Raw genomic sequence first — 25126 nt, forward strand, 5'->3', positions numbered from 1 at the left:
GGGGGCGTTGCAATCGAAATCTTGGGGCGGACTGTTTTGAGTGATGCTCCGGCGGGTCGTTGACCCGCGGCTACTGGCGTTAATCGATGCTTTCGATGAGGGCTTTGATCTCGGCGCCGGTGAGGCGTTGCTTTGTTTTGGCAAGCATCTTGCCGAGGTGGCGTTTGCCTTCGTAGTCGGTGGGGTAGCCGATATTGCCCAAGGGGCCGGCGCCGTCGATGAGGAGTTGTTCATCGGCGTCGAAGATCGCGCAAAATGGAACGCCATGGTGCTTGCCGCGGGTGATGCGCTTGGCGACTTCTGGCCCGTGAGCGTCTTGGAAATCGTCGATCTTCAAGAGGACGTAGTCTTTCTCGATCGCCGTTTGGTGCTCGTCGATCCAACGCGAGAGTCGATGGCAGGGACCGCAGTAACGGCCGCCCATCCGTGCCCAGACGCGGCGGTCGGTTTGCTTCGCGAGTTCGAAGGCTGCTCGCCATTTCTCTTGGGCGTCTTCGGCTGGCGGGGCGTACTGATTGACGAACTGCTGAGCTTGCGGCGCTGCGTTGGCGGTGATCGAAGCGAGGTTGAGGCGGCCGAGTTCGTCGCCGTCGGCACTGCAAGCGATCGCCCAAACTCCAGCGGCGGGAGGGGTCGACCACCCCTGCTCTGCCATGAACCGACGATCGTCGTTCGACAACTCGTTGCTGTTGGCGGGGACGTTGAACTGCATGAATCTGGCCGCGTTCTTGTTCTCTTGATAGTCGACCAAATAGCGGCTGACGAATTCCTTGACCTCCGGCGAGTCGGCCGCGGCGACAACCATGAGGCCGTAACCGTTGAGCCGACAGTCGCGGAGCAATTTCTTGTAGCGGACCGCTAAAGGATCTGGAGTGACTGCGGCGGCGCTGGGGGCGAGACGGTTGACGCTCGGCGGGCGCGATTCGCCGGGCTCAAGATAAAACTCTTCGAGGGAGACGCCGTTTTCATCGCCGTCGAGGGCGTCGGCGTGGAGACGCGCGCGCATTTCGCCCGGGACCCCCGTGAGCGTGAAGCGGCCTTGGTCGTCGGTCCGTGTTTCGATGCGAGCCGCTTCAAAGCTTTGGATGAAAATGCCATTAAAACGTTCGTTGGCGGCAAGGTTAACGATGGCGCGAACGGCGTGGTTCTTGAGCGGCTCGCCGTTCTTGCCCAAGAGTTGACCGTGATATTGCAACGTCGGGCGGAGCATGAGGGCGACGGGGTTGTCGAAATCGCTGACGATCGCCGCAGCCGCGGCCGCGCCGTCGGGCGTGCGGACGAAGAAGCCAAGTTGCTGGGCGGCGGACCTGATTTCAAAATTGCCGTTCGCGTCGATGGCGACACGGTCGACGTCGTTGAAGTTGCCGTCGACAGCGCCGACGACGACTTCGAGGCCTGCCAGCGGCGCGTCGACTTCCGATGCGCGAACGAGTTGGCCGCGGATGGTGCGCGGGCCGGCGACGGGGCGATGCAACTTGAGCGTGGCAGGTTGGCCGGCGGCGACCTCGATCGTTTCCTCGGTGCGCCAATCTTCGGTAAAGACGCCGGCCGTCACTGTGCCGGGGGTGACGTGGATTTCGGCTTGGCCGGCGTCGTCGGTTTGGAGCCAGTAATGGGGGCCGCTGATGCCGGTGCGGGTTTCGCCATTTTCGCGCCAGGAATAGCGATGCTGTTGGCTGACGTTCACATGGAGATTGGCGAGCGGTTTCCGCTCGGTCCCGGCGGTCGCCATGACAGTGAGCGTCTCGCCGGCGCCAATTGAGAGTTCGGGCGGGGCGACCTTCTCGTTTTTTGAGTCAAAGGGAATCCAGTCGATCGCAGCGCCAGTCCAACGCGAGTCAAAAGAGTATGCGCAGTACGTTGCGTCGGGAAGCACCTGCAGTTCGTAGCTGCCATCGGCGTTCGTGAAGCGACTGGTTTCGTCGGAGTTGTGCTTGCGTTCTCCTTGAAAACTTTGGACGTGGACGTCGATGCCGGCGGGAGACGTTCCGTGAGCCGTGAGCTGAGCGCGAATGGAGCGGCGCTGGGCGTTGCGTTTGACCGGAATGACCAACACGCCGTCTTCGAATCCGATATTGTCTGGAACGTGCCAAGCGTCGCTGTCGAGTTCGACGTATTGGTACGTCTTCTCCCAATCGGGGAAAGCGAGGCAGACGGCGTTCCCCTGGGCGTCGCTCGTGAGGCGGAAGTCGTCGTTGACTCCCACGTAGTTGACGTCGGGTATCGGCGTCGCGACGCGAAGGGTGAACGGAATTCCCGCGACAGGTTGCCCCTGGTCGTCGACGATGCGGATGCGCTGAGCGCGGCATTTCTCCAATTCGACGACATGGCTGCTGGCGTGAGCATCGCGCTTAGGAGCACGCACTAGCGAGTAGCCGCCGATGCGGTGGTCGTCGTTCCAAGCAGTGAGACCCGTGACTGGTTGACCGGGAAGGAGCAACAGCGTGGCAACGCCGTCGTCATTGGCGCGGGCGGCGATCGCGTGGCCGTCGTTTAATTCCGCTCTGACCCAGGCGCGTGGAACGGGTTTCGCGTCTGCGAGAACCTGCACGGCAACCTGCTGCGTCGCGGGGGCGAGTTGCATTCGCACGCCGTCGATAGCGGACTGTCGCAGCTGAAAGGTCATAAGCGTGCGATAGACGACCTGGGTAGATCCCTGGTTGAAGGCGCGGAGGCGCACGCTATGGAGTTCTCGCTTGTTGACGGGAAGCCAAGCCTCAAAGCGATGGCCGTCGACCGCGGCGACGATCGGCTTCTCGCCGCTGGAGAAGACGAGCGTACCGGCAATGTTGGCGCCTTGCGCGGGCTGGCCGTTGGCGTCGAGGATCTCGCCGTGGAGCCGTAGCTCAAGACTCTCGTCGGCGCCGCGGAGCCAAGTTTCGGCGGGCGGTTCGTCGGCGGCCTTGCAGGTCGCGCTGACGGCGAGCGCGAGGCAGGAGGCAAGTAGCGTGACTAGCACGGAGCGCGGCGGCGCGAACGCCGAGACGAGGCGATCAACCATGGCGAGCTTCTCTGTTCGAACCGATTTCTAGAGGAGGTTCGGCTGATTCTAGCCAGGGTGGATCGCGGCGGGCAACTGAAGGCGAGAAGCGGCTGGGAATGTCGTTAGCTAAGGACGCACGCTTTGGACGGAGTCGCGCGTGGGCTCCGACTGGTCGCTTAAGCGACCAGTCCGGTGGGGCGTCCATTTTGTGAGACGCTCCGGCGGCTCGTTGAGCCGCGGCTACTGATGATGCGGCCAGATGCTGCGACTACTTTAACTCGATGGGGAGGGCGTCGATTTTGGCGGCTAAGATGAAATCGTTCTCGCTCAGGCCGCCGATGGCGTGGGTCCAGAGTTCGACGGCGACGTTGCGGTAGCCTTCGATATGGAGGTCGGGGTGGTGGCCGTCCTCTTCGGCGACGCGGGCGCACTCGTTGAAGAACTTCAGCCCGGCCATGAAGTTCTTGACCGTCCACTCCTTACGGATTCGCTCGCCGCTGTGGACGAGTCGCCAGCCTTCGAGTTGCTTGAGCTGGGCGCGGGCTTCGTCATTCGAGTACGGGGCGACGCCTCCTTCGCAGGGGAGGCATTTCTTTTGGCGGAGTTCGGTGGGAGATTGGGCGGCCATGGTTGTTGTCTTTTTCTTAAGGCTGAGGTGTTGTTTCGTGCGAGTTGCCGCAAAGCGGGGGCGTCGCCGCAGGCAGATCTCAAAAGACCATTGTGTCGATTGAGTATTGAATGTTCATTCGCGACGCTCGGAAGTCATTATCCTGATGGCGGGGGGTATGACCAACCCCCGGAATTCGCGTGGTCGGTGCTGCGATCGAACCGTAGACTATGCCAGTACTGAACTATGACTTACCGCAGCCCGAGGCCTTCGTTAAAGATGACCCTGCCTGATATCCCAGATCCACAGCGTTTGACGGGGCTGGAAGAACGCCTCACCTACCAACAGCACCTGATCGATCAGTTAAATGAGGTCGTGTTGAGCCAGGGGCGGCAACTGGAACAATTGCGGCGAGAAGTTGAGCGGTACACGACGGCGGTGCAGCGGATGTCGCAGAACTCGCAAGGCGAGGATTTGCCGCACGAGAAGCCGCCGCACTATTGAGGGTTGGTCCGCGTGCCGGCGGTTGCCGGCATTAAAACGGCAAGTGGCGGCATCGACAGCGAAAGCGATTGAGATGTAGATGCGGTGAGAAAAGAGGGGCCATGAGGGCGAATACCCCTGTGTTTTAGTGCGGGTTTGTGAAACTGAAGGCCGCGAAAGCTGTTGAGAGTGCCACACGACTGTCACCGAATTGGCGCCTGAAGTTGGTGGTTTGCCGCGAGAAAATCCGGGAATTCGTTAGGCTGACGTGGACTTCCACATCGCTAAGAATCTCGATAGTGTGACAATGATTTCGAATGTCCTAATTTACCCCATACGTTCTGAATACCGATGGTGATCAGCAGGGACCTGTCGCGGGCAGCAACGCCAGTCGTCCTGTAACGCCATCGATGAAGGAGCGAGTGTAGGCCGCCACCTTTAACGGAGTGCCTTAAATGCACAGGCCATTGTCCTATCGTAACGGAGCGACCGATTCGCCATTGCGGACGCTCGTATTGCTGCTGCCGAGCCCGATTGACTGTGAAGCATTCTCCCTATGGTGCCAATACCGCGTCGGCTGCGACGTGGTGGAGTGGGCGACCAATCTGGAGGAAGGGATTGAGTGCTGCCGACGGATTCAGCCGCGGCTGATGGTGATCGACCCCTCGATTGGTTGCGGCGCCGTCGAGCGCGCCGTCGCCCTCGTGCGGGAAGAGTCGGCCGGTCATTTGCTGGTACTCGATACCCGTCCGATGGAAGTTCGGCTCGCCGCGATCTTGGGCGAGCCGGGAACAAGTTACTTCAGCCGCACGGCGTCGTCGCAGGCGCTTTCGGCGGCGATGGCCGACATGCTGCTCAACGGCCGCCGCGTGTTCGACCCGACGCTCGCGCCGCGGATCCGTCGCACGGAGCGCGGATACCAGCTCGACTACGCTGGCGACCAACGTTCGATCTCGATTCTCTCGCAACGCGAACAGCAGGTGATGCGACTCTTGGCCGAAGGGCGCACAGTAAAGCAGTGCGCCGAGATGCTCGGCCTGTCGGAGAGCACGATCGACAACCACAAGTCGCGGCTGATGAAGAAGCTCGGCATTCACAAGAGCTCGGAGCTCGCGGTGCGGGCGATTCGAGATGGGCTGCTGATTGTGTAGTGTGGCTGGGCGCTGTGGCGGGCCCCCGGTTTGAAGAACCGGGGGCTAAAGGGCGTTGGCGGTGCGGCCTAAAATGCGCCAGTTGGCGACGATTTTTTACGCTTCGAAGCGCGTGGGGCCCCGTTTTGCGAGGGTTCGGACTGGTCGCTTAAGCGACCAGTCCAATGGGGCGTGCCATGGCGCGGGGCGGTGCGGGATAGGCTACAATTAGTAGGAACGAACCTGCCGCGATCCAATCGGGTCGCTATTGCGTCTTAGACGTAGCCAATCGAATGGGGCCACCGGGCCCTCCCGTCACGCCAGCCACCGAGATTCTCATCCATGAGTCGTTCCCTGTCGTCGCTTGCGTTTGTCATTGCGCTTCTTGCCTCTGCTTCATCCGCTCTCGCCAACGAACACCAGCAGCATTGCCGTTACTGCAACGCGCTCAGTGCGTGGGCCGATCCGCCGCAGGCGAGCAATGGCCGCAATTATGCTCCTGATCGGCAGGTCGACGTCGAGCACATCAAGCTCGACCTGACTCCCGACTTCGAGAAGCGAACGATCGCGGGGACGGCGGCGATTCGCTTCGCACCGATCTCGAAGCCAGCGAAGACGCTGCGACTCGACGCCCATCGGCTTGATGTGAGCGATGTCCGCTCGAAGCATGCGGTGAGCACTTTTTCGTCCGATGACGAAAGCTTGACGATCGTGTTTGAGTCGCCGATTCCGGTCGGCGAACAGGCCGAGGTTGAGATCGACTACTCGGCCGAGCCGGTCGAGGGACTTTACTTCCGCACCGCGGCGATGGGCCTGCCGAAGGGCGACGACCACCTGTGGACGCAAGGCGAGCCACACGAAGCGCGGCATTGGTTCCCCTGCTTCGACTATTCGAACGAACGGGCGTCGAGCGAAATCATTTGCCATGTGCCAGAAGAGATGACAGTCGTTTCGAACGGCAAGCTCGTCGGCGAGACCAAAGAGGACGGCGGCAAGAAGAGCGTTCACTGGCTGCAAGAGAAGCCGCACGTGAGCTACCTCGTTTGCTTGATCGCGGGCAACCTGGAGAAACTCGAAGCGAAGCACCGCGACGTGCCGCTGGCGTTTTACACGCAGCCGTCGAAGGCGAAGCATGCGGAGTTCGCATTCCGCGACACGCCGGCGATCATGGCGTTCTACGAAGACGAAATCGGCGTGCCTTACCCGTGGGATAAGTACGACCAGGCGACTTGCGCCGACTATCACTGGGGGGGCATGGAAAACACGACGATCACGACGCTCACCCAGCGGACGATCTACAGCGACGCGACGGAGAACATTCGCAGCAGCCGCTCGCTCGACGCCCATGAAATGGCGCACCAGTGGTTCGGCGACTACATTACCTGCAAGGATTGGAGCAATTTGTGGCTGAACGAAGGGTTTGCCACCTATTACGCCTTGCTGTACGAGGGGCACAAGGAAGGCCAGGATGCGTTCAAGTACGGGCTGTACCTCGACGCCCGCGACGATATTGGCCCGCATAGCAAAGACCTGCGGCCAATCGTCTACCGCGACTACAACGTGCCGCGCGATCAGTTCGACTTCCGCGCCTATCCGAAGGGGAGCTGGGTGCTGCACATGTTGCGGAGCCAGTTCGGCGACGAACTGTACCGCAAGGCGATCAAGACCTATCTCGAACGGCACGCGCTCGGTGAAGTCGTCACCGACGACTTGCGGCAGGTGTTCGAAGAGCTGAGCGGCAAGCCGCTCGATCGGTTCTTCGACCAGTGGGTTTATCACGGCGGACAGCCGCAGCTGAAGGTTACCTACAAGTGGTTGCCGGAGGAGAAGCTGGCGCACGTCACGGTCGAGCAGACGCAAGAGACGAACGACAAGGTGCTGCTGTTCGAGATCGACACGGTGCTGCGGTTCATCGTCGACGGCAAGGAGCATGACCAAGAAGTTCGCATCGACCGCAAGAAGCAAGACTTCTACGTGGCGCTGCCTGCGGAGCCGCAGGTAGTGCGGTTCGATCCGGAGTACACGCTGCTGGCGAACGTCGACTTCGACAAGTCGGACAAGATGCTGGAGGCTCAGCTCGCCAACGCCGAGGATGCGATTGGCCGCATCTTGGCGTGCGACGAGTTGGCCGACGTGAAGACGCAGGCGGCAGTCGCGGCGCTGAAGCAGGTGCTCAACGCGGACGAGTTTTTCGGCGTGCGGTGCGCGGCGGCGACGGCGCTGCGGAAGATTCGGACCGAAGAAGCGGTAGCGGCGCTACTCGATTCGACGAAGCAAGACGACGCCCGTGTTCGGAAGCAGGTCGTCGAGGAGCTTGGCAAGTGCTACCGCGACGACGCGGCGAAGCAACTGCTCGCTGTCATCGAAACGGAGAAGAACCCCGCGATTGTCGCGACCGCACTGCGCGGGTTGGCGAGCCACCAGGGCGACGACGCCTCGGCGGCGGCGAAGCAGGCGTTGCGGGACGAATCGTGGGCGGCGAGCCGGTAGGCGCTTCGTTCGCGGTGATTCGCGATCTCAACGATCCCGCATTGGCGTCGAGCGTGATGGAAACGATCAAGTCCCGCGAGGCGGAGCTCGATCCGCGCGACGTTAGCGAAGCGATGGTTACCGTCGCGAAGCTTTCGCAAAAGGGCAAACGACAACAAGCGGCATTTGAGTTCTTCGTCGATTATCTGAATCACCCGCGGCAGACGTTGCAGTCGTCGGCGATCCGCGGGTTGGGCGAATTGCACGACCCGGCCGCGCGGCCGCTGCTGGCGCCGATTGCGGCGAACAAGGTCGATGCGGTGCTCGCCGCGGCGGCAAAGGCGGCGCTGGCGGAACTCGACCAGAAGACGCCGCTCGTGCCGGCGGAAGTGGGCGACCTGCGGAAGGAAGTTCGCGAGCTGCGCGAGGAGCAGGCGAAGCTGCAGAAGTCGCTCGATGAGTTGAAGGAGAAGTCGGCCGCGGCGAAGAAGGCTGCGGGCGATGAAAAGAAAGGCGAGAAGCCGACGGAGAAGTAGACGCGGCGTCTGTATTGATTGTGGCGTGGAAGGGGTCGGGGGCCTTTTGCCACTAGCGGCCTTGTTTGGGATGGTGTGCCACCAGTGGCAAAAGGCCCCCGACCCCGTTGAGTTGCACGCCCCCGGTTTGAAGAACCGGGGGCTAATGGGCGGCGGCGGTTAGTCGCCGCCGCCGCAACCTCCGCAGCCGCTACCGCAGCCTCCTCCGTCCCCTCCCCCACCGCCGCCATCTCCTCCTCCACAGCCGGCGCCGCCCGTCGTGCAGCCGGTGCCGCCAGCGGCTTGCGGTCGCATCCAGCGGTGGAGGTCGGCGACGCCGCCAGGCGCCGTGGCCATCGCGGCGATGCCGAAGAGGGCGATGCCCATCGCGACGTCGGCTGGCGGGCGGGTGAAGAGTTCGTCGGACTGTTTGAGATCGGGCCGCTTACCCTGCAGTCGACGAAGGAGATGATCGCCGCGAAGCGAGCGCTTGATAGGTTTCGTAAAAGTCGCAACGGCCAGCCCTGCTCCGATTGCCATGATGGCAAGAATCACAACGGGTTTGTCCCGGTAGACGCCCACGCAGAATTTGGCGAGTCCGAAGAGCGCCACGACGCCGCACAGCAGCCCGGGGATCCAGCGGGCAGCCTTAGAAGTCTCCTTGGTCTCTAGCAGTCGTAACGACTCAAGTTTGACGCCGATGCGGGCCGCCTCGAGTTGGCCGGCGTTGTAGGCGTCTTGGATGCCCGCCGCTTCTCGATTGGCAAGACTGTCGTAAATCGCCTGCACGAGCGGCGGGACGCCGTGCGGGCGTTGGTGGTCGACGACGCTCAGCCGGCCGTCGGCTTTGTCGAGCGCGAGTTGCCCGGCGACGATCATCTCGCAAATCGCCGTCTGCATCGCGAGCTTCTCGTCGCCGGCGAGCACGGCGACTTCGTAGGCGTCGAGTTCGGGATAGGGTGAGCCGTCGTCAGGTTCGCGGAGCAAGCTACGGAGCGCGATGCCGCCGACGATCGCCGTGGCCAGCAAGCTGCCGTAGAGCCACAGGAACTCCGGACCCGAGAGATCGAACGGATTCCAAGTGACGCCGATCACTGGCGCCAGCGCGAAGGCGCCGAGCCAGGTTGCAGACTTCAATCGTCGGCGCAACCGTTGAACTAGCGACGCGAGACGCGGGCGCGGCAGCACGATGTGCTGTTGCAAGTCGATCGAGCGCTTGGAGGTCGCCGCGAAGCGTTCATCGACGACGGGCCAGATGTCGGCCGGTGGTTCGTTGCCGAATTGCTCGCGATACGCGGCGAGCGTTGCGAGGTACATTGTGCGGTGATGTTCCAGCTGCGCTGGGCCCCCTTCGGTTGGCTGATGATGGAGCGGCTCGCCGAGCACATCGTGGCAGAGGTCGTTCCAATACGACCGGGTGTAGCAGAGATGGAGGTGCCAGGCCTCGTCGACTTGCTCGCTCGGGCAAGCGGGGCCCGCCGTCTTCGCAAGGAAGAGAAAGCGGCGGTACTCGTCGACGACGCGAACGGCGTAACGAAGCGACCAGCCTTGCTCGCGGGCGAGGCGAGCGGTGAACGGCTGGGCCGTGCCGGGGGCGTCGAGTGGCAGGTGCTCCAAACGACGCCAGAGCAACTGATGGTCGGAGTTCATCGATCCTGTTTCCCTGTTTGCAGGCTATTCGCTGCGGGGGGACGGAGATTGGATCTTAGCAGATGAGAATTAACAAATGGGATGCGGGCGCCGTTACCCCCGGTTTGAAGAACCGGGGGCTAAATGAGGGGTGGCGGGGTTGAAGGTGATTGGCGTGCGCGGGAGGGCGGCGAGGTCGAACTCTGCGGTAAATTTTTTCGCCGATAGTTCTTCGTGCGGGCCGAGGCCGCACCACTCGGCGATCAGGGCGATGATGCGTTCGGCGGCGACGCCTTGCGCGCGGTAGTGGCTGATGCGGCTGTCGCCGTGGCGTTTGGCGAGGCGGCGGCCATCCTCGCCGAGGACGAGCGGCAGGTGGTAGTACTCTGGCGGCGGCGTGATGCCGAGCCGTTGTTGCAGCAGGAGTTGCCGGTGAGTGGAGCCGAGCAAATCGTCGCCGCGGACGATGCGGTCGATGGCTTGGCGGGCGTCGTCGACGACGACGGCGAGTTGGTAGCTCGGCAGCCCTTCCTTCGTGGCGACGAGAAAGTCGCCGGTCGTGGCGGCCATGTCGTGTCGATGCGCGCCGGCAATGTGATCGACGAACGTCGTCGCGCCGTCTGGAACGCGAAGCCGCCAAGCGACGCCCGGTTCATCGAGCGCTGCGGGCGGCAGCGGCGTCGGCTCGGCCGGTCGGCAGGTGCCGGGATAGCGGAGTTCGTGTTCGTCGCCGTGCGGGGCAGAGAGGGCCGCGGCTTCGATTTCTTTTCGCGTGCAGCGACAGGGGTAGACGTCGCCCTGCCCTGCCAGGCGTTCGAGGGCCGCGCGGTACGGGGCGAGATCGCTCCGCTGCGTGACGGGGCCGGCGTCCCAATCGATGCCGAGCCAGCGGAGAATGTCGACCGCTTCGTCGCTGGCGCCTGCCTTCACGCGCGGGCCGTCCAGGTCTTCGATACGGAGGATGATGTGCCAACCTTGCTGCCGCGCCAGGGCCCAGTTCACGAGGAACGTGCGGGCGTTGCCGAGATGGAGGGCGCCGGTCGGGGAAGGCGCGAGGCGGGTGCGGTGCATGGTTGGGGCGTGGCTCGGCGTTTCTTCTTAGCCCCGGGCTCCGCCCGGGGGTTGCGCTGCGTGGGAGTGATCGTGTTCGTGGGTGGACGCCGACCCCCGGGCGGAGCCCGGGGCTAGAAGAGGGTCGCTAGCGGTTTAGGAGGTCGATCACTTGGTCGCCGTCGGTCACCGCGTAGTCGGGCCGCGGTTTGTCGGCGGGGAAGACGAGCAGCTCCGCGCGAGGGTGGACGATGGCGAACGACTCGTCGATCTGGCCGGCGTCGTTCTGAATACGTGCGAGGTCGAGGCCGAGATGCTTGGCCATGAAAGGGTACATGGCGGCGCGCTTCGAGGGGCCGTAGTCGTGTCCTTCATCGGCGAAGTGGGCGTTCTCGACGTGGTCGGGGGCGCCGACGAGTTCGTAGATCTGTTGCACGTGCGGGAACTCGACTTGCGGCGTTTGGCGAGTCCAGTCGTCGCCGTCGGAAATGAGCAGCAGCGGCTTCGGGGCGATCGACGCGGCGATTTCGACGTTGTTCGTTTCGTGGTCGGCGCTCTTATGAATCGGCAGGCCGCTCTCGCAGCTGCAGCCGCCGTAGAAGTGGGCGGAGACCATTACCACCGGCACGGAGACGGCAACTCGCGGGTCGACCGCGGCGAGGACGAACGTTTGCGTGCCGCCGCCCGACTCGCCGGTGACGCCGATGCGGTTGGGGTCGACGTTGCCGAGCGAGAGGAGGTAATCGATCGCCCGCATGCTGTTGTAAGTTTGCAGGCGGAGCGTTTCGCTGTGGTGATGATCGACGGGCGTCGACTCGCCGTAGCCGGCCATGTCGTAAGCGAAGACGGCGGCGCCCATGCGCGCGAGCGCGGCGCAGCGCTTTTGCGTTTGCTCGATCAGGCGATTGTCGGCCATGTGGCCGTGCGGGCAGAGGACGCCGGCGAGCGGTTCTTTCGCGTCGGTCGGCAGGTAGAGGTTGCCGGTGACCCAGAAGCCGGGGAGGCTTTCGAAGGCGACGTTCTCAACGGTGTAGCCGTCGTGCTCGCGTTTTGAGTGGCGGATTGGTTTCAGGTCACACGCCGTGGGAAGGCGTTCGAGCTTCATCCCCTTGAGCATGCCGCGGCGGATGTTGGCGGCGCGGGCCTGCCACTCGTCGGGGGTGCTGTAGGTCTTGGCGAACTCGGCGAGTTTGGCGGCGCCTTCGGCTTCGGTGTAGCACTCGCCGCGAAAGAGGGTTTGGATTTCGGCGTGGGCGGCGTGCGGGACAATGAGGAGTGCGAGGAAAAGCAGCGTTCGCATGGATCGGCCTCTGGGGAGAGATCGGACCGGTGTTCGAAGAGTGGAACGCTTGTTGTAGCCCCGGGCTCTGCACGGGGGTAGCAGTTCGCGGGGCCGCGCCGACTGAAATGGCTAACGACCCCCGGGCGGAGCCCGGGGCTAGGGCGTGCAGGTTACGCGCCGACGGCGACGCGGGGGGCGGTGCGTTCGGCGTCGCTTGCGACCTCGAAGTAGCTGCCGCGTTCGACGTGAAACATGTTCGCGATGACGTTACTGGGGAACGTATCGCACAGCTGGTTCATCTCGCGGACGTTGGCATTGAAGAAGCGGCGGGCGGCGGCGAGGCGGTCTTCGGTGATCGCGAGCTCCTGCTGCAGCGCGAGGAACTGCGTGTCGGCCTTCAACTGCGGGTAGTTCTCGACGACGGCGAAGAGTTGCTTCAGGCCGATGGCGAGCGCCGTTTCGTCGACCGCTTGTTCGGCCGCGGCGCCATGGTTGGCGGCGGCCGTGTTGCGGAGGCGGACGACTTGCTCGAGGACGCTGCTTTCGTGGGCGGCGTATCCCTTCACCGCGGCGACGAGGTTGGGGATGAGGTCGTAGCGGCGTTTGAGTTCGACGTCGATGTCGGCCCAGCTTTCGCGCATGTGCTGGCGAGTGCTGACGAGGCGGTTGAACGTGGCGATGAGCCAGATCAGTGCGAGCAGCGCGACCACGCCGACGGCGATCAGGGCGATGAAGGCGGGGCTCATGTCGGTGGATGGGTCCATGGCGGCGGTGAGTGGGGTGCGGTGCGTGCCCCCGGTTTGAAGAACCGGGGGCTAAGTGGCGGTTTGGCGGCGGGCGGCCAGGTCGGCGACTACGTGGCGGGGCCAGTGTTCGAAGAACTCGGTCGACCACTGGATCGTCGCGGCGAAGTCCTCGGCCTTCAGCACGCTGCCATGATAGAGGCAACACTTGGCGTCGCGAAAGTCGACCGTCGGCGGAGTCGTGTCGAGCATGAACTCCATCATCTGCGGCGAGATGACGTCATAGGCAAATCGTTTGTCGCTGCTTTTCACCACGAACTTGCGGCTGAACTCGACCGACTCGAAGTCGATGTCGGGAAAGCCGATGGCGCTGGCAATGCGATCGAAGAAACCTTCCTTGCGAATGAAAAGATCGGGGGCGCCGACGTAAGGGCTCTCGAGGATCACGTAGCTGAAGACGTGCGTTTGCGTTTCGGTTTTGGTGCGGCCTTCGCTATCGGTGCTCGTCGTGGTCGTCTGGTAGTGGTAGTCGCCATACTGCAGCGGCCACTGGGCGTCGGCGATCGTCACGCTGCCGCGGGTGGTGTTGAAGGCGTAGCGCGACTCGCCCGTGGTGAAGAGCGAGAATTGAGCGAACCGCTTGTCGTGCGCGTAGTCGTACGACGGGTCGAACTGCCAGACGCGACTAGCAGCAAGTTGTTCGAGCGCGAGCCGCCGCGCTTTCTGCTGCTTATGCGAGTAGATGGCGCCGCCAATGATCAGCGTCGCGAAGACGACGAAGATCAAGACAATAAACACAGGTTCCATGGGCGGCGCGTCGGCTGTGGTGAGGCGGCAGGATGGGGGGAAAGCGTTGCGGGCTAATTCGCTGGACGACGCGGAATCTTGCCGGGAGGCGGCTTTCCGCGGGCGGTTCGCAATGGTCGGTGCGGGCGGGATGGCGTATCCTTCAGGGCCCGGTTTCAACGACTCAAATCTACACCGTCTGACGGTGAATTCTAGCTCACGCTCCATGTCCCCGCCCCCCCGAACCAGCAGTGTCGACGCCGCCCGGGCGGAAGCCGCGGCAAATGCCGTGCGCGGGATGGGGGCGGCACGGATGGCGATCGTCATCAGCGGGCTGCTGGGCGCCGTGAAATTTACTGCCGGCGTGCTGGGGCATAGCTACGCGTTGATTGCCGACGGAATTGAATCGCTGGTCGACATCGTCGCGTCGATTGCCGTGTGGGGCGGGCTGAAAGTTGCCGCGGCCGATCCGAGCCAACGGTTTCCGTATGGCTATGGCAAGGCGGAGCCGCTCGTGGGGCTGGTGATTTCGGCGGGGCTCGTCTGCGTTGCCGGGGTGCTCGCGGTGCAGAGCATTCATGAAATCCGCGCGCCGCATTTGGGGCCCGAGCCGTTCACGCTGCTGGTGCTCGTGGCGGTCGTCGCGGTGAAGGAGTTGCTGTTCCGTTGGTTGGTGAAGACCGGCAAAGAGATCGGCAGCAGCGCGATGCAAAGCGATGCGTGGCATCATCGGAGCGATGCGCTCACCTCGCTGGCGGCGTTCGTCGGCATCACGATCGCGCTGTGGGGGGGCAAGGGATATGAAGCGGCCGACGATTGGGCGGCGCTCGCGGCGTGCGGGCTGATTGCGTTCAACGGCGTGCGGCTGTTTCGCGATGCGCTGGGAGAAATCTTAGACGCGGCGCCGCCGGCCGAGACGCTGCAGAAGATTCGCGACGTTGCGGCGGGCGTGGCGGGAGTGACGGGGATCGATGATTGCCGCGCGCGGAAGAGCGGGCTGGGGTGGCTTGTCGATATTCACGTCGAGGTTGACGGTGAGATGCCGGTGCGCGAGGGGCATCGGATTGCGCATGAGGTAAAGGATGCGCTGCTGGCGAGCGATGCGGCGGTGCTCGATGCGCTCGTGCATATTGAGCCGAGCGGATTTGTAGCCCCTGGCTCTGCCAGGGGGTAGCGTTGCGTGGGATTGGGACTTCCGGTGTGGTGGCCGACCCCCGGGCGGAGCCCGGGGCTAGAGTGGCACCCGGCCAGAGAAAAATAAACCTTGAGGTCCCCTCACCTCAAGGGGGAGGGAGCCAGAGCATTCCGTTCTGGAGCTCAGCTCGCTCTATTCGCCCTGGCCGTTGTGTTCGTCGTGCAGTCGTGGTGAATCCCTAGCCTTCGCGGTTCGCGACGCAGGTGGCGACGATGCGGATCGGTTCGTAGGGAACCTCGCCGCCGAGGTGGTCGAAGATCGGCTTGAGCCCCACGAGGCCGACTTCGGCGATGGCGAGTTCGATCCGCTTCACCAGATCGTCCTCGACCCAGGGACTGGGATCTTGCACCTGTTCGTGCCGCAGGTATTCGCTGAGGTAGCCGGCGACCGTGGAGCGGGCGCGGCCCATCGCTTCCATGGTGTCTTCGATCGACGCGCCGCGGCGGAAGTGGGTGAACGCGGCGATTGACGAGGCGTTCGGCCCCTCGGCGCTATCGACGCGCGTACGCGGCGATGCGGCTGGCGTCGACGCGACTTCGGCAACGTCGACGGGGACGCCGCCTGTGGAGCAGTAGTCGATGATCGCGGTGATAAACGCGTCGCCGTAGTCGTCTCGTTTCCGTTCGCCGACGCCGCGGACTTCGAGGAACGCATCGAGCGTGCTCGGCCGGCGACGGGCCATGTCGCGGAGAGCGGCGTCGCCGAACACCACGTACGGCGGCACGCCATGTTCGTTGGCGAGCGTCGTGCGCAGCTTGCGAAGTTCCTCGAACAGGCCGCGATCGACCCCTTCCCAGTTGTCGCTGGCCGAACCGCTGCGCGAACGACGTTCCTTCGCGGCAGGCGCCGGCTTGGTGAGTTGCGGACTCCCCTCCCCTTTCAGCAGCGCGCGGCCCGCTTCGGTGAGTTCCAGCGTGCCGTACTCGCCCGCCTTGCGGAGGAACGATTGGCCGACGAGTTGTTCGACCCATTCGCGGATCGCCGAGTTGCGATGCTCGCTGAGCAAGCCGTAGGTGCTGAGGCGATCGTGGCCGAGTTCGCGGATGCGAGCTTCGTTCGAGCCGGCGAGGACCTTCGAGGTGTAGTCGGCGCCAAAGCGTTGGTCGAGCCGCAGCACGCACGAGAGAATCTTCTGGGCGAGCACGACCGGCTCTTCGACGAGGTTGAGCTCGCCGAGGCAGACGTCGCAGGCGCCGCAGTTGTCGTTTTCGAGCTCTTGGCCGAAGTAGTTGACGATCGCCTTGTGCCGGCAGGTGACGCCGCCGCAGAAGCGTTCCATCGCGGCGAGCGATTCGAGGGCCCCGGCGTCGGCGCCATTCTCGCCCTTCTCGATCAGCTGTCGCCAGACGATCGCGTCGCGGCCGCTGTAGAGGAGTAGGCAGTCGGCTTCGAGGCCGTCGCGACCGGCGCGGCCGCTTTCTTGCACGTAATGCTCAAGCGACTTCGGCATGCCGGCGTGAATGACGTAGCGAACGTTCGACTTGTCGATGCCCATGCCGAAGGCGACGGTCGCGACGACGACGTCGGCCTCTTCGTCGAGGAAAGCGTCTTGATTGCGGTGACGCTGGTCGTCGCTCAGGCCGGCGTGGTACGGCAACGCGCGGTAGCCGAGCGAGCGAAGAGCGTCGGCCGTTTTGTCGACTTCCTTGCGGCTGATGCAGTAGACGATGCCCGCCTCGCCCTTGCGTTGTTCGACGAGCTGGCAGACCTCGGCGAAGCGGTTCGCGGGACGGCGGATGCGGAAGTTGAGGTTCGGCCGATCGAACGAACCGATCAGCATTTGCGGATCGGCGAGGCCGAGCTGGTCGGCAATGTCGCGCTGAACGGCGTCGGAAGCGGTGGCCGTGAAGGCGTGGATGCTGGCGGCGGGAAAGTGCTGCTTGAGGATTTTCAGCCCGCGGTATTCGGGGCGAAAGTCGTGGCCCCACTGGCTAATGCAGTGGGCTTCGTCGATGGCGATCAGCGAAAGCGGCGTGTGCTTAAAGAACTCGAGCGTCCGTTCCGCCAGCAGCCGTTCCGGCGCGACATAAACGAGCTTCAACTCGCCGCGGCGGATCTGCTCGGCGACTTCGCGGCGTTCACCGGCGGTGAGGGTGCTGTTGATCGCCGCCGCGGGGACGCCGCACGCGCGGAGGGCGTCGACCTGGTCCTTCATCAGCGAGATGAGGGGCGAGATAATGAGCGCGAGGCCGTCGCGGCAGACGGCGGGGGCCTGATAGCACAAGCTTTTCCCGCCGCCGGTGGGCAGGACGACAACCGAATCTTGCCCTGCCATACCGGCGGACATTGCCTGTTCTTGCAGCGGGAGGAACGAGTCGTAGCCCCAATAGCGGCGGAGCGCTTCGAGGAGTTGCGTGCGAACAGGCGGGGAGGATGCTAACTGGCTCGGCATGGGAGGGAATTTTAGCCGCGGCGGGCGGCGGCAGGGAAGGAATTTTCTTGGGGAGCGGCGAGTTGCGAGTTTCGGGTGGCGAGCGGGGGCGAGTGGTTTGTGGGAGTTAACCGACACGCGGTGAGCAAAATCGGGGCGGTTTGGTTCGGGAAGCGGCGGGGTGTGACGGTTTTGTCGGCAGGCGGCCAGCAGTTTTCGGGCTGCAAAAGTGTCGCTAACCTGCGGCCAAGCGGACATAATGGAAGGACTCGACCGAACCCCTCAGGAACCGCACCGACGATGCGTCGACTTCTCTTCGCCGGCCTCGTGGCCATTGTAGCGCTCAGCTCGCACTCCGCGCGGGTGCTAGCGTTCGATTTGCAGTTCACCATCCCGAACGATGGCGGGCAGTTCGACGCCAACGAGATCAACATCCTCAACGCGGCACTAGTGCGCGTCGAGCGGATGTGGGAAACGGTGCTCACCGGCTACCAGCCGGGGATCGGCATTGCGAGTGTGCCGATCACGGTCTATCCGACGACGAGCGGCCTGGCCGCGGCGAACTTCGCGGGGACGACGTTCCAGGGCGGCTACACGCTCGCGACGAGCGGGTTCGTGAACGTGAACGTTAACGAGATTGAGAACTTCGCCAACTGGCAAGGCGTTGGCGCCAACGGTCGGAACTACATCGACGAGTTGCTGGCTCACGAAGTGGGGCATGTGCTCGGCATCGGTACGCTGTGGACGGCGAACAATGTTTACGCGAACAACACGTTTCACTACACCGGCGCGTATGGGCTCGCGGCGTATCAGGCGGAGTTTAATCAAGCGGTCGCCTACGTGCCGGTGGAGAACGCCGGCAACCCCGGCACGCCAAACTCGCATTGGGATCAGCTGATGCGCAGCAGTCCGCAAGAAGGGAATCCGAGCGATCCGTTCTCGCTCGACCCGCGCGTTGGCGTCGTCGACCAGTATGGCCGCGACCGCGGGCTGGAGTTGATGACGGGCGCCATCGACCCCGATTACGGCGAGCCGTTCTTGTCGCGGTTCACGGTCGAGTCGATGCGAGACCTCGGCTACACCGTCGCGAAGTTTGAAGATTTCAACGGCGACGGCGTCGTTGATCTGGCCGACCGGGCGATTCTGATGGCGAACATGGGCGCCACCGGTTTGGAGATCGACAGCATTGCGTTTGGCGATGCGAATCGCGACCGCGTCGTGAATGCGGCGGACCTGGCGCTGTGGCAAGCGGCGGCCGGCGTGCCGGAGCCGAGCGCGTCGGTGCTAGCGCTTGGTGCGGCGGCGGTGATTCGCGTGCGGCGACGGGCGCACGTACCGCGATCCTAAGCGGTCGAATCAGCCAAAGTGAGTTGATGCAGGTATTCTGGCGCGAAGTCGGCGCCGTTGTCCCAAGCAAGCGTGTTGCCTTCCAGTCGGAACTGGCGGAAGTAGGCGGCGTCATGCAGCGGCGCGAAGATGGGGCCGGTTAGCTCATTGCGCAAGTCGACTTCGCCTGCGGTTCCATCGTTGAACCAGAGGCGGACGCGGTAGTCAGCGACATGTTCGGCTTTGGTGACGTGTAACAAAGTCGCTACTCCAAAGGCGGGATTGGCTGAAGCGGTACTTCCTGGCGTGCACGGTCCCAGTTGTCAGCCAGCTCTTGTTGTCGAAGTTCGTGCCAATCGAGGACGGCGGCCAAGGCTCGACGCGGGAACTTTCCCTCGACGACGCCGCTTTCGATTTCCATCGTTATTTCGTGTTCGCCGTGCTGCGCATGGAAATGCGGCGGATCGTGATCACGATAGTACATCCGAATGATGATCCCAAGAAATCTAGAGATTTCAGGCATTATCGCATTATACACCACCGGCGAAATCAACGGTTGCCGGTCATTTAACCTCCGCCCGCGGTTCGTCTGCCCGCCGGCCGAGGTTGCCGTAGCGGTGGTAGACGTGCGACAGGCTTTGCTCTTGCTGGTACCAAAGCAATTCGACGCGGCCGTGGGCGAGGACGGGGGCGTCGGCGATGTAGACGTAGGCCTCGGTCGCCGCGATGCGGATCGCGTCGGGGACGCGCGAGCGGTCGGCGTAGCGGAGCCGCCCTACTCCGCCGGCCTGGATCGCGGCGACGAGTTGCTCGTCGCTCTCGGTGATGAACTCGATAGCGCCGGCCCAGTTGTCGGTCGCCCCGTCCAGCAGCGAGACCGCTTGTTGCAGCGACTCGGGCAGCCCTGGCGACGAACTGACGACGACGCGGCAACCGGCGGCGCGGGCGGCCGCCGCGCGGGCGAAGACGTCCCACGGCGTGTCGCCGTCGGCGACGCGGAGGCGAACGTTCGCCACGGAGCGGTAACGCCGCAGGTTGTCTTCGCCGACGAGCAGGAAGTGATCGTGGGCCGGTTCGAACTCGTCGAGCGTCCAGGCGAGGTAGCTCTCGATCGCGTGGTCGAGGTGGGCCATATCCGCGGCGGTGAGGAGGCGGGCCGATTGGCCGAGCGCGGCGAGCGTGTGGCGGAGGGAGTGGAGGTGCGTTTGGCGCTCGGCGACCGATTCGTGCGGGAGGATGAGGGAGTCGGGGGGGAAGACGATGTCGAGTTCTTCGCCTTTGGTGGTAGGCATGTAGCCCCGGGCTTCGCCCGAGGGATGCGCTGCGTGGGAGTGATCGTGTTCGTGGGTGGAAGCCGACCCCCGGGCGGAGCCCGGGGCTAGAGGGGAATCGGAGAATGCCATTAATGGGGCGACGTAGTTGGGGCCGCCGGCTTTGATGCCGGGGCCGAAGGCGCTTTTGCCCATGCCGCCGAACGGTTGCCGCAGGACGATGGCGCCGGTGGTGGGGCGATTGATGTAGAGGTTGCCCGCGCGGATTCCTTCCTGCCAGATGCGGTGCTCGCGGTCGTCGAGGCTTTCGAGGCCCGAGGTGAGGCCGTAGCCGGTGGCGTTCACCAGGTCGATCGCCGCATGCAGGTTCTTCGCGCTCATCACGCCGAGGAGCGGGCCGAAGAACTCGGTGAGGTGGGTGACGCTGCCAGGTTGAACGCCCCACTTCACGCCGGGGCTCACCAGCGAAGCGTTGCCATCGACGTGCAGTCGCGGCATGACGGCCCACGACTCGCCCTCTTCGAGTTCTTTCAGCGCTCGTTCGAGGTCGCCGCTGGGCGAACGGATGAGGGGGCCCATCTTTGAATGGAGCTCCCAGGCCGAGCCGACGCGGAGACTTTCGACAGCGTCGCACAGCGTCGCGCGGAACTTCGCGTCTTCGTAGACTTCCTCTTCGAGAATCAGCAGCGACGTCGCCGAGCACTTCTGCCCGCTGTGGCTGAACGCCGAGTGGAGAACGTTCTTGATCGCGAGGTCGCGGTCGGAAAGTGCGGTGACGATCGTGGCGTTCTTGCCGCCGGTTTCGGCCAGCAGGTTGATCGTTGGCTTGCGGTGCAGCATGTCGAGCGCCGTCTCGGTGCCGCCGGTGAGGATCACGGCGTCGACGGCGTGATGGCTGATGAGTTGCTGGCCGACGGTGGCGCCGCTGCAGGGGACGAACTGCAGCGCGGTGCGCGGCACGCCGGCGGCCCAAAAACATTCGCAGAGCGCGTGGGCGATGAGGACCGTGTCGGAGGCCGGCTTCAAGATGACCGTGTTCCCCGCCGCGAGGCCTGCCGCGACGCCGCCGCACGGGATGGCGAGCGGGAAGTTCCAGGGCGAAACGACCACGACGACTCCCTTGCCGCGCGCGGCGAGGCCAGGCAGCTCGTAAAAGTGCTCGGCTGTGTCGGCGTAAAAGCGGCAGAAGTCGATCGCTTCGGAGACTTCAGGATCGCTCTCGGTGAGGAGCTTGCCCCCTTCGGCGAGCATCGCGCCCATGAGATCGCCGCGGCGGCGGGCGAGTTCGTCGGCAACGCGGTGAAGCGTCGCGGTGCGCTCGCGCGGCGCGAGGCGGCGCCAACCGTCGGGGTCGGCGGCGGCGCACTGCACGGCGTGGGCGGCGTCGTTGGCGGTTGCTTGGCGATACTTCGCGACAACGGTCTTGGGACGCGAAGGGTCGGTCGAGGGGCGGACTTCGCGGTCGTCGAAGAGTTGTTCGCCGGCGATCACGAGCGGGACTTGCGCGGCGTTGTCGCCGTGGCGGGGGTGCCAGCGGGCGAGGATGTCGGCGCCCCAGTCGCTGTTGGCGGGGAGCGACCAGTCGGTGTCGGGGGCGTTGGTGAAATCGTGATTTAAAACTCGAACCAGTTCTCTCCCCTCCCCTTGATGGGGAGGGGCCGGGGGAGGGGTGATGCCCTGCTCGTTTGGTTCGCCATTGGCGACGCATGTACCCGCTTCCGCCCCCCTCCCTAGCCCTCCCCTCGAGGGGGAGGGGGCCTCAAGTTCAACATCTTCCTCGCTGCGGTTCTGCGTGCGACGCGGTTCGTCGCTCAGCGTTTTCATCACATCGAAGCTGGCGACGAAGTTTTGCTCGAGCCGGTTCCAGGTGGCGCCGCCGACTTCTAAGTTGAAGGCATAACGCAGGAAGTTATCCGGCCCGGTGTTCTCATCGAGGCGGCGGACGAGGTAGCCGATCGCGTTGATGAAATCCTCTTGCCGGCAGGCGGGGGCGTAGAGGAGCAGGTTCTCGGCGAGTTCGAACAGCGCGCGGCGTTGGTGGTTCGCCATCCCTTCGAGCATCTCAAACTGCACGTGATCGAGTTGGCCCGACTGCGCGGCGAGCACTAGGCCGTAGGCGATCGAGAAGAGGTTGTGCGACGCGACGCCCAGGCGGACCGCGGCGAGGTTCTCGGGCTGCATGCCGTACTGCAGCATGCGGTGGTAGTTGGCGTCGGTGTGGAGCTTGTCGCTGAACGTGGCGAGCGGCCAGCCGCGGAGGCTGGCTTCGACGCGTTCCATCTCCATGTTGGCGCCTTTCACGACGCGGATCGTCGCGGGGGCGCCCCCCTGCTCCACTCGGCGGCGGGCCCACTCGGTGATGCGGCGCTGCGTGGCGAACGAATCGGGAATGTACGCCTGCAGCGCGATGCCGGCGTGGAGCTTTTCGAAGCCAGGCCGATCGAGGGTCCGCATGAAGACCTCCGAGGTGATCTCCTTGTCGCGATACTCCTCCATGTCGAGGTAGACGAACTTCGACACAAGCTGGCCGTCGTGACGGCGAAACTTATTCTTTGCGGCGGCGCGGTAGAGGAGTTCGAGCCGATCGCACAGCACTTCGATCGTGTGCTCGCGGGCGAGGCCGGAGATTTGCGAATAGATCGTCGAGATCTTCACCGACATCACTTCGATGAACGGTTCTTGTAGCGCTTGGAGGTACGACTTGAGCCGGGCCTGGGCGTCTTCCTCCCCCAGCAGCGATTCGCCGAGGTAGTTGACGTTCATCCGCAGCCCTTCGTGGCGGCGGTCTTCGAGATGTTGCCGCAGCAGATCTTCCTCGGCCGGCAGCACGACGTTGGCCGTCTCTTGCTGCATCTTTTCCTTCACGAGCGGCATTGCGACGCCGGGGAGATAGGCGCCGAACGATTGAAAGCCTTTCAGCAGCGTGCGGTCGAGCGGTCCGAAGAATCTCGGGACGCCTTGGACGTCGAGGATGTGGATCAACTGATCGGCGGCGCGGGGCGAGAGCTGCGCGCGAAACGCCTGGTCGGTGATTTCGACCATCGTCGCCTTGTCGGCGGGCGACTGGATCATGCGGTCGAGCTCGGCCTGCTGGCGTCGCTCGGCCGAGGTTTGCATCGCGCGGGCGGTTCCCTGCAGCTTGCGCGCGATGAGGAGGGCGCGTTCGACGTCGCTGGCGGGCGACCCCGCATGAACGGCGGGCGTCTCGGCTAGGAGTTTCGCAAGGCGGTGGGTGAGTGTATCGTTCGCTGCCGGCGCCACGGTGTTGCTCCTTCACGGCGGGATGGGTTGCCGTAAGGAATTGTAGGGACGCGGGCGGCGAATCATAGCGGAGCACGGTGCGCAATGGGCGGGGTGAATTTGGCGCGCCTTGACTGTTCGCTAGCCGATCGAAGATTGCTCGGTGAGATACGCCAGGATGCCGCGGATCGAGATCACGCCGACGAGGCGGGAGTTGTCGTCGATGATCGGCACATGGCGGAAGCCGCCGACGTTCATGCGGTGGAGGGCGAACGCGATTTTGTCGCGGGCGCGGAGCGTCGTCGGGTTGCTGGTCATCACCGAAAAGACTGGCTTGTGGCGGAGGCGGTCGACGTCCACGTTAAGCCGCTGCAGTGCGTCGCGTTCGGTGAAGATGCCGAGGAGGCGTTGCTGGTCGTCGACGATCGCGGCGCAGCCGACGCGCTCGGCGATCATGCGGCGGAGGACTTCGCCGATCGGCGACTCGGGCGGGAAGCAGACCGGCGGGCGAGGTTTGAGGATCTCGATGCGGTCGTGGAGTAGCGCCCGCTCGACGGGCGTCGTCGCTTGGGGCAGCGACAGCTCCGTGAGGGGAGCTTGGCACTGCTCGCAGGCGTCGGCGCCTTCGAGGTTTTCACAGCCGCAGGCGGGGCAGATGAGCATGGGGAGTCTGTTGAGGTATGGACAGGATAACAGGATGGAGCGGATCTACGGGATGAAAGACAGTTAACCGCCAAGGACGCCAAGAGTGCCAAGGAAGAGATTAATTGAACCACGACGGCACGAAGGACACGACGAAGAGGAGAAGATGAATAACATTGATCTTTCATTCCTCCCCGCCGCATTTAATCGTCGTGTCCGCCGTGTCGTCGTGGTTCAACCTTCTCCTCATACTTCCTTGGCGCTCTTGGCGTCCTTGGCGGTTAAATGAATTGATTCTTCGAGCCGCCTTTTCTCTCCTGTCTAGCCTTCGAGCAGCGACGCTATTCGACAGTCCAAGTGTCGCCCGAATTAAACAGCGCCTCTAAATCTCCCTGTCCCCGTTTCTGTGTCGCTTCTTCGATCTGACCGTTGATGAGGGCGTCGTACCGCGGCGCGTCGACGCAGCGGAAAACGCCGATTGGTTCTGGGAAGCCATCTTCGTACCGCATGCGGCTGAGGAGGTACGCAAGGCTTGGCTCGGGACTGCGTTCGTCGTGGAACAGCAGATCGTCTTCGGTGATTCCTTTGCCGAGTTCGACCACCTCGGGGTTCATGCCGTTGAGGCGGATCCCTTTTTCGCGGAGTTTGCCGAACAGCAGCGGCTTGCCATGCTGCAGTTCGAGCGTCGTGTCGAGTTTCGTATCGCGGTCCTTGGCGTAGTCCCAGGCGCCGTCGTTGAAGACGTTGCAGTTTTGGTAGACCTCGACGAACGAGGCGCCGGGGTGTTCGGCGGCCCGCTTGAGGGTTTCGCCGAGGTGGTTGATGTTCGTGTCGATCGAGCGAGCGACGAACGTTGCTTCGCAGCCGATGGCGATCGACAGCGGGTGGAGCGGATTGTCGATCGCGCCCATCGGCGTGCTCTTAGTTTTTTGCCCCAGCGGCGACGTGGGCGAGTACTGCCCCTTGGTGAGGCCGTAGATGCGGTTGTTGAACAAGACAATGTTGATGTCGAGGTTGCGGCGGATGGCGTGCATGAGATGGTTGCCGCCGATCGAGAGGCCGTCGCCGTCGCCGGTGATGACCCACACCTGCAGGTCGGGACGGACGCATTTCAGGCCGGTCGCCACCGCCGGCGCGCGGCCGTGGATCGAGTGGACGCCGTACGTGTTCATGTAGTACGGAAAGCGGCTGCTGCAGCCGATGCCGCTGATGAAGACGATCTTCTCGCGCGGCACGCCGAGGGTCGGCAGCACCTTCTTCATCTGGGCGAGAATCGAATAGTCGCCGCAACCGGGACACCAACGGACGTCTTGGTCGCTGGCGAAGTCGGTGGGTTTGAGGACTGGGAGGGGTGTTTCGATGCTCATCGTCTTGTTTCTTGAATACAAGTCTCTCGCAGAGGCG

19 protein-coding genes are annotated in these 25126 nt (G+C 63.8%); 6 read left to right on the top strand and 13 right to left on the bottom strand.

The features are described 5' to 3' along the window. Positions 1 to 79 precede the first annotated feature (79 nt). Positions 80 to 3001: a thioredoxin family protein gene (locus ACQY7R_RS20250; RefSeq protein ID WP_428307367.1), complete on the bottom strand. Its 2922-nt coding sequence runs from the start codon at positions 2999 to 3001 to the stop codon at positions 80 to 82. Between the two features lie 250 nt (positions 3002 to 3251). Continuing rightward, positions 3252 to 3611: a 4a-hydroxytetrahydrobiopterin dehydratase gene (locus ACQY7R_RS20255; protein ID WP_428307368.1), complete on the bottom strand. Its 360-nt coding sequence runs from the start codon at positions 3609 to 3611 to the stop codon at positions 3252 to 3254. A gap of 258 nt (positions 3612 to 3869) precedes the next feature. On the opposite strand from ACQY7R_RS20255, the gene ACQY7R_RS20260 reads away from it, so the two are divergent. From ACQY7R_RS20260 to ACQY7R_RS20275, 4 genes are all read left to right on the top strand, one after another. Further along, a complete protein-coding gene (locus ACQY7R_RS20260; protein ID WP_428307369.1) occupies positions 3870 to 4094 on the top strand; it encodes a SlyX family protein in 225 nt (74 codons plus the stop codon). 434 nt (positions 4095 to 4528) lie between these two features. After that, complete coding sequence (locus ACQY7R_RS20265) at positions 4529 to 5224, top strand: response regulator transcription factor (RefSeq protein WP_428307370.1); 696 nt, start codon at positions 4529 to 4531, stop codon at positions 5222 to 5224. Positions 5225 to 5545: 321 nt separating this feature from the next. After that, on the top strand, positions 5546 to 7693 hold the full coding sequence (locus tag ACQY7R_RS20270; protein ID WP_428307371.1) for a M1 family aminopeptidase: 2148 nt from the start codon (positions 5546 to 5548) through the stop codon (positions 7691 to 7693). A gap of 14 nt (positions 7694 to 7707) precedes the next feature. Beyond that, a complete protein-coding gene (locus tag ACQY7R_RS20275; protein WP_428307372.1) occupies positions 7708 to 8208 on the top strand; it encodes a HEAT repeat domain-containing protein in 501 nt (166 codons plus the stop codon). A gap of 159 nt (positions 8209 to 8367) precedes the next feature. Here the strand turns inward: ACQY7R_RS20275 and ACQY7R_RS20280 are convergent, their stop codons facing one another. From ACQY7R_RS20280 to ACQY7R_RS20300, 5 genes are all read right to left on the bottom strand, one after another. Beyond that, positions 8368 to 9837 carry a TIGR04222 domain-containing membrane protein gene (locus ACQY7R_RS20280; RefSeq protein ID WP_428307373.1) on the bottom strand — a complete coding sequence of 490 codons (1470 nt, stop codon included), beginning with the start codon at positions 9835 to 9837 and terminating at the stop codon, positions 8368 to 8370. 93 nt (positions 9838 to 9930) lie between these two features. Next, entirely contained in the window at positions 9931 to 10887 is a 957-nt protein-coding gene (gluQRS, locus tag ACQY7R_RS20285; RefSeq protein ID WP_428307374.1) for a tRNA glutamyl-Q(34) synthetase GluQRS, read from the bottom strand. Positions 10888 to 11014: 127 nt separating this feature from the next. Next, positions 11015 to 12166, bottom strand: a complete 1152-nt coding sequence (locus tag ACQY7R_RS20290) for an alpha/beta hydrolase (protein WP_428307375.1) — start codon at positions 12164 to 12166, stop codon at positions 11015 to 11017. A 152-nt stretch (positions 12167 to 12318) separates the two neighbouring features. Beyond that, positions 12319 to 12912 carry a LemA family protein gene (locus tag ACQY7R_RS20295; RefSeq protein WP_428307376.1) on the bottom strand — a complete coding sequence of 198 codons (594 nt, stop codon included), beginning with the start codon at positions 12910 to 12912 and terminating at the stop codon, positions 12319 to 12321. Between the two features lie 51 nt (positions 12913 to 12963). Continuing rightward, the gene (locus ACQY7R_RS20300; protein ID WP_428307377.1) at positions 12964 to 13698 is read right to left on the bottom strand and encodes a hypothetical protein; all 735 of its coding nucleotides are present in this window, start codon (positions 13696 to 13698) and stop codon (positions 12964 to 12966) included. A gap of 205 nt (positions 13699 to 13903) precedes the next feature. Between ACQY7R_RS20300 and ACQY7R_RS20305 the strand changes: the two genes are divergently transcribed. Continuing rightward, entirely contained in the window at positions 13904 to 14851 is a 948-nt protein-coding gene (locus ACQY7R_RS20305) for a cation diffusion facilitator family transporter (RefSeq protein ID WP_428307378.1), read from the top strand. A 199-nt stretch (positions 14852 to 15050) separates the two neighbouring features. Here ACQY7R_RS20305 and recQ read toward each other — a convergent pair whose 3' ends face one another. After that, positions 15051 to 17264 carry a DNA helicase RecQ gene (gene recQ, locus ACQY7R_RS20310; protein WP_428307379.1) on the bottom strand — a complete coding sequence of 738 codons (2214 nt, stop codon included), beginning with the start codon at positions 17262 to 17264 and terminating at the stop codon, positions 15051 to 15053. Positions 17265 to 17543: 279 nt separating this feature from the next. Between recQ and ACQY7R_RS20315 the strand changes: the two genes are divergently transcribed. Further along, a complete protein-coding gene (locus ACQY7R_RS20315; RefSeq protein WP_428307380.1) occupies positions 17544 to 18590 on the top strand; it encodes a dockerin type I domain-containing protein in 1047 nt (348 codons plus the stop codon). Here ACQY7R_RS20315 and ACQY7R_RS20320 read toward each other — a convergent pair. The 5 genes from ACQY7R_RS20320 to ACQY7R_RS20340 all read right to left on the bottom strand — a co-directional run bounded on the left by ACQY7R_RS20320 (position 18587) and on the right by ACQY7R_RS20340 (position 25089). After that, positions 18587 to 18829: a DUF2442 domain-containing protein gene (locus tag ACQY7R_RS20320; protein ID WP_428307381.1), complete on the bottom strand. Its 243-nt coding sequence runs from the start codon at positions 18827 to 18829 to the stop codon at positions 18587 to 18589. The genes ACQY7R_RS20315 and ACQY7R_RS20320 overlap by 4 nt on opposite strands. A 5-nt stretch (positions 18830 to 18834) precedes the next feature. Continuing rightward, positions 18835 to 19092, bottom strand: a complete 258-nt coding sequence (locus ACQY7R_RS20325) for a DUF4160 domain-containing protein (RefSeq protein WP_428307382.1) — start codon at positions 19090 to 19092, stop codon at positions 18835 to 18837. A 40-nt stretch (positions 19093 to 19132) separates the two neighbouring features. Continuing rightward, positions 19133 to 23101, bottom strand: coding sequence for a proline dehydrogenase family protein (locus ACQY7R_RS20330; RefSeq protein ID WP_428307383.1), 3969 nt, complete (start codon positions 23099 to 23101; stop codon positions 19133 to 19135). A gap of 120 nt (positions 23102 to 23221) precedes the next feature. Beyond that, positions 23222 to 23743 (bottom strand): CBS domain-containing protein, encoded by a 522-nt coding sequence (locus tag ACQY7R_RS20335; protein WP_428307384.1) that lies wholly within the window; start codon positions 23741 to 23743, stop codon positions 23222 to 23224. Between the two features lie 320 nt (positions 23744 to 24063). Further along, entirely contained in the window at positions 24064 to 25089 is a 1026-nt protein-coding gene (locus tag ACQY7R_RS20340; RefSeq protein ID WP_428307385.1) for a 2-oxoacid:ferredoxin oxidoreductase subunit beta, read from the bottom strand. Between the last annotated feature and the right edge of the window lie 37 nt (positions 25090 to 25126).

The sequence above is a fragment of the Lacipirellula sp. genome (assembly GCF_965279485.1).
GTDB lineage: Bacteria > Planctomycetota > Planctomycetia > Pirellulales > Lacipirellulaceae > Lacipirellula.

What these genes read in the sequence shown, in the direction of transcription:
- ACQY7R_RS20250 (WP_428307367.1), bottom strand. Translation starts at nt 3,001, where the DNA reads ATGGTTGATCGCCTCGTCTCGGCGTTCGCGCCGCCGCGCTCCGTGCTA.
- ACQY7R_RS20255 (WP_428307368.1), bottom strand. Translation starts at nt 3,611, where the DNA reads ATGGCCGCCCAATCTCCCACCGAACTCCGCCAAAAGAAATGCCTCCCC.
- ACQY7R_RS20260 (WP_428307369.1), top strand. Translation starts at nt 3,870, where the DNA reads ATGACCCTGCCTGATATCCCAGATCCACAGCGTTTGACGGGGCTGGAA.
- ACQY7R_RS20265 (WP_428307370.1), top strand. Translation starts at nt 4,529, where the DNA reads ATGCACAGGCCATTGTCCTATCGTAACGGAGCGACCGATTCGCCATTG.
- ACQY7R_RS20270 (WP_428307371.1), top strand. Translation starts at nt 5,546, where the DNA reads ATGAGTCGTTCCCTGTCGTCGCTTGCGTTTGTCATTGCGCTTCTTGCC.
- ACQY7R_RS20280 (WP_428307373.1), bottom strand. Translation starts at nt 9,837, where the DNA reads ATGAACTCCGACCATCAGTTGCTCTGGCGTCGTTTGGAGCACCTGCCA.
- gluQRS (WP_428307374.1), bottom strand. Translation starts at nt 10,887, where the DNA reads ATGCACCGCACCCGCCTCGCGCCTTCCCCGACCGGCGCCCTCCATCTC.
- ACQY7R_RS20290 (WP_428307375.1), bottom strand. Translation starts at nt 12,166, where the DNA reads ATGCGAACGCTGCTTTTCCTCGCACTCCTCATTGTCCCGCACGCCGCC.
- ACQY7R_RS20295 (WP_428307376.1), bottom strand. Translation starts at nt 12,912, where the DNA reads ATGGACCCATCCACCGACATGAGCCCCGCCTTCATCGCCCTGATCGCC.
- ACQY7R_RS20300 (WP_428307377.1), bottom strand. Translation starts at nt 13,698, where the DNA reads ATGGAACCTGTGTTTATTGTCTTGATCTTCGTCGTCTTCGCGACGCTG.
- ACQY7R_RS20305 (WP_428307378.1), top strand. Translation starts at nt 13,904, where the DNA reads ATGTCCCCGCCCCCCCGAACCAGCAGTGTCGACGCCGCCCGGGCGGAA.
- recQ (WP_428307379.1), bottom strand. Translation starts at nt 17,264, where the DNA reads ATGCCGAGCCAGTTAGCATCCTCCCCGCCTGTTCGCACGCAACTCCTC.
- ACQY7R_RS20315 (WP_428307380.1), top strand. Translation starts at nt 17,544, where the DNA reads ATGCGTCGACTTCTCTTCGCCGGCCTCGTGGCCATTGTAGCGCTCAGC.
- ACQY7R_RS20325 (WP_428307382.1), bottom strand. Translation starts at nt 19,092, where the DNA reads ATGCCTGAAATCTCTAGATTTCTTGGGATCATCATTCGGATGTACTAT.
- ACQY7R_RS20335 (WP_428307384.1), bottom strand. Translation starts at nt 23,743, where the DNA reads ATGCTCATCTGCCCCGCCTGCGGCTGTGAAAACCTCGAAGGCGCCGAC.
- ACQY7R_RS20340 (WP_428307385.1), bottom strand. Translation starts at nt 25,089, where the DNA reads ATGAGCATCGAAACACCCCTCCCAGTCCTCAAACCCACCGACTTCGCC.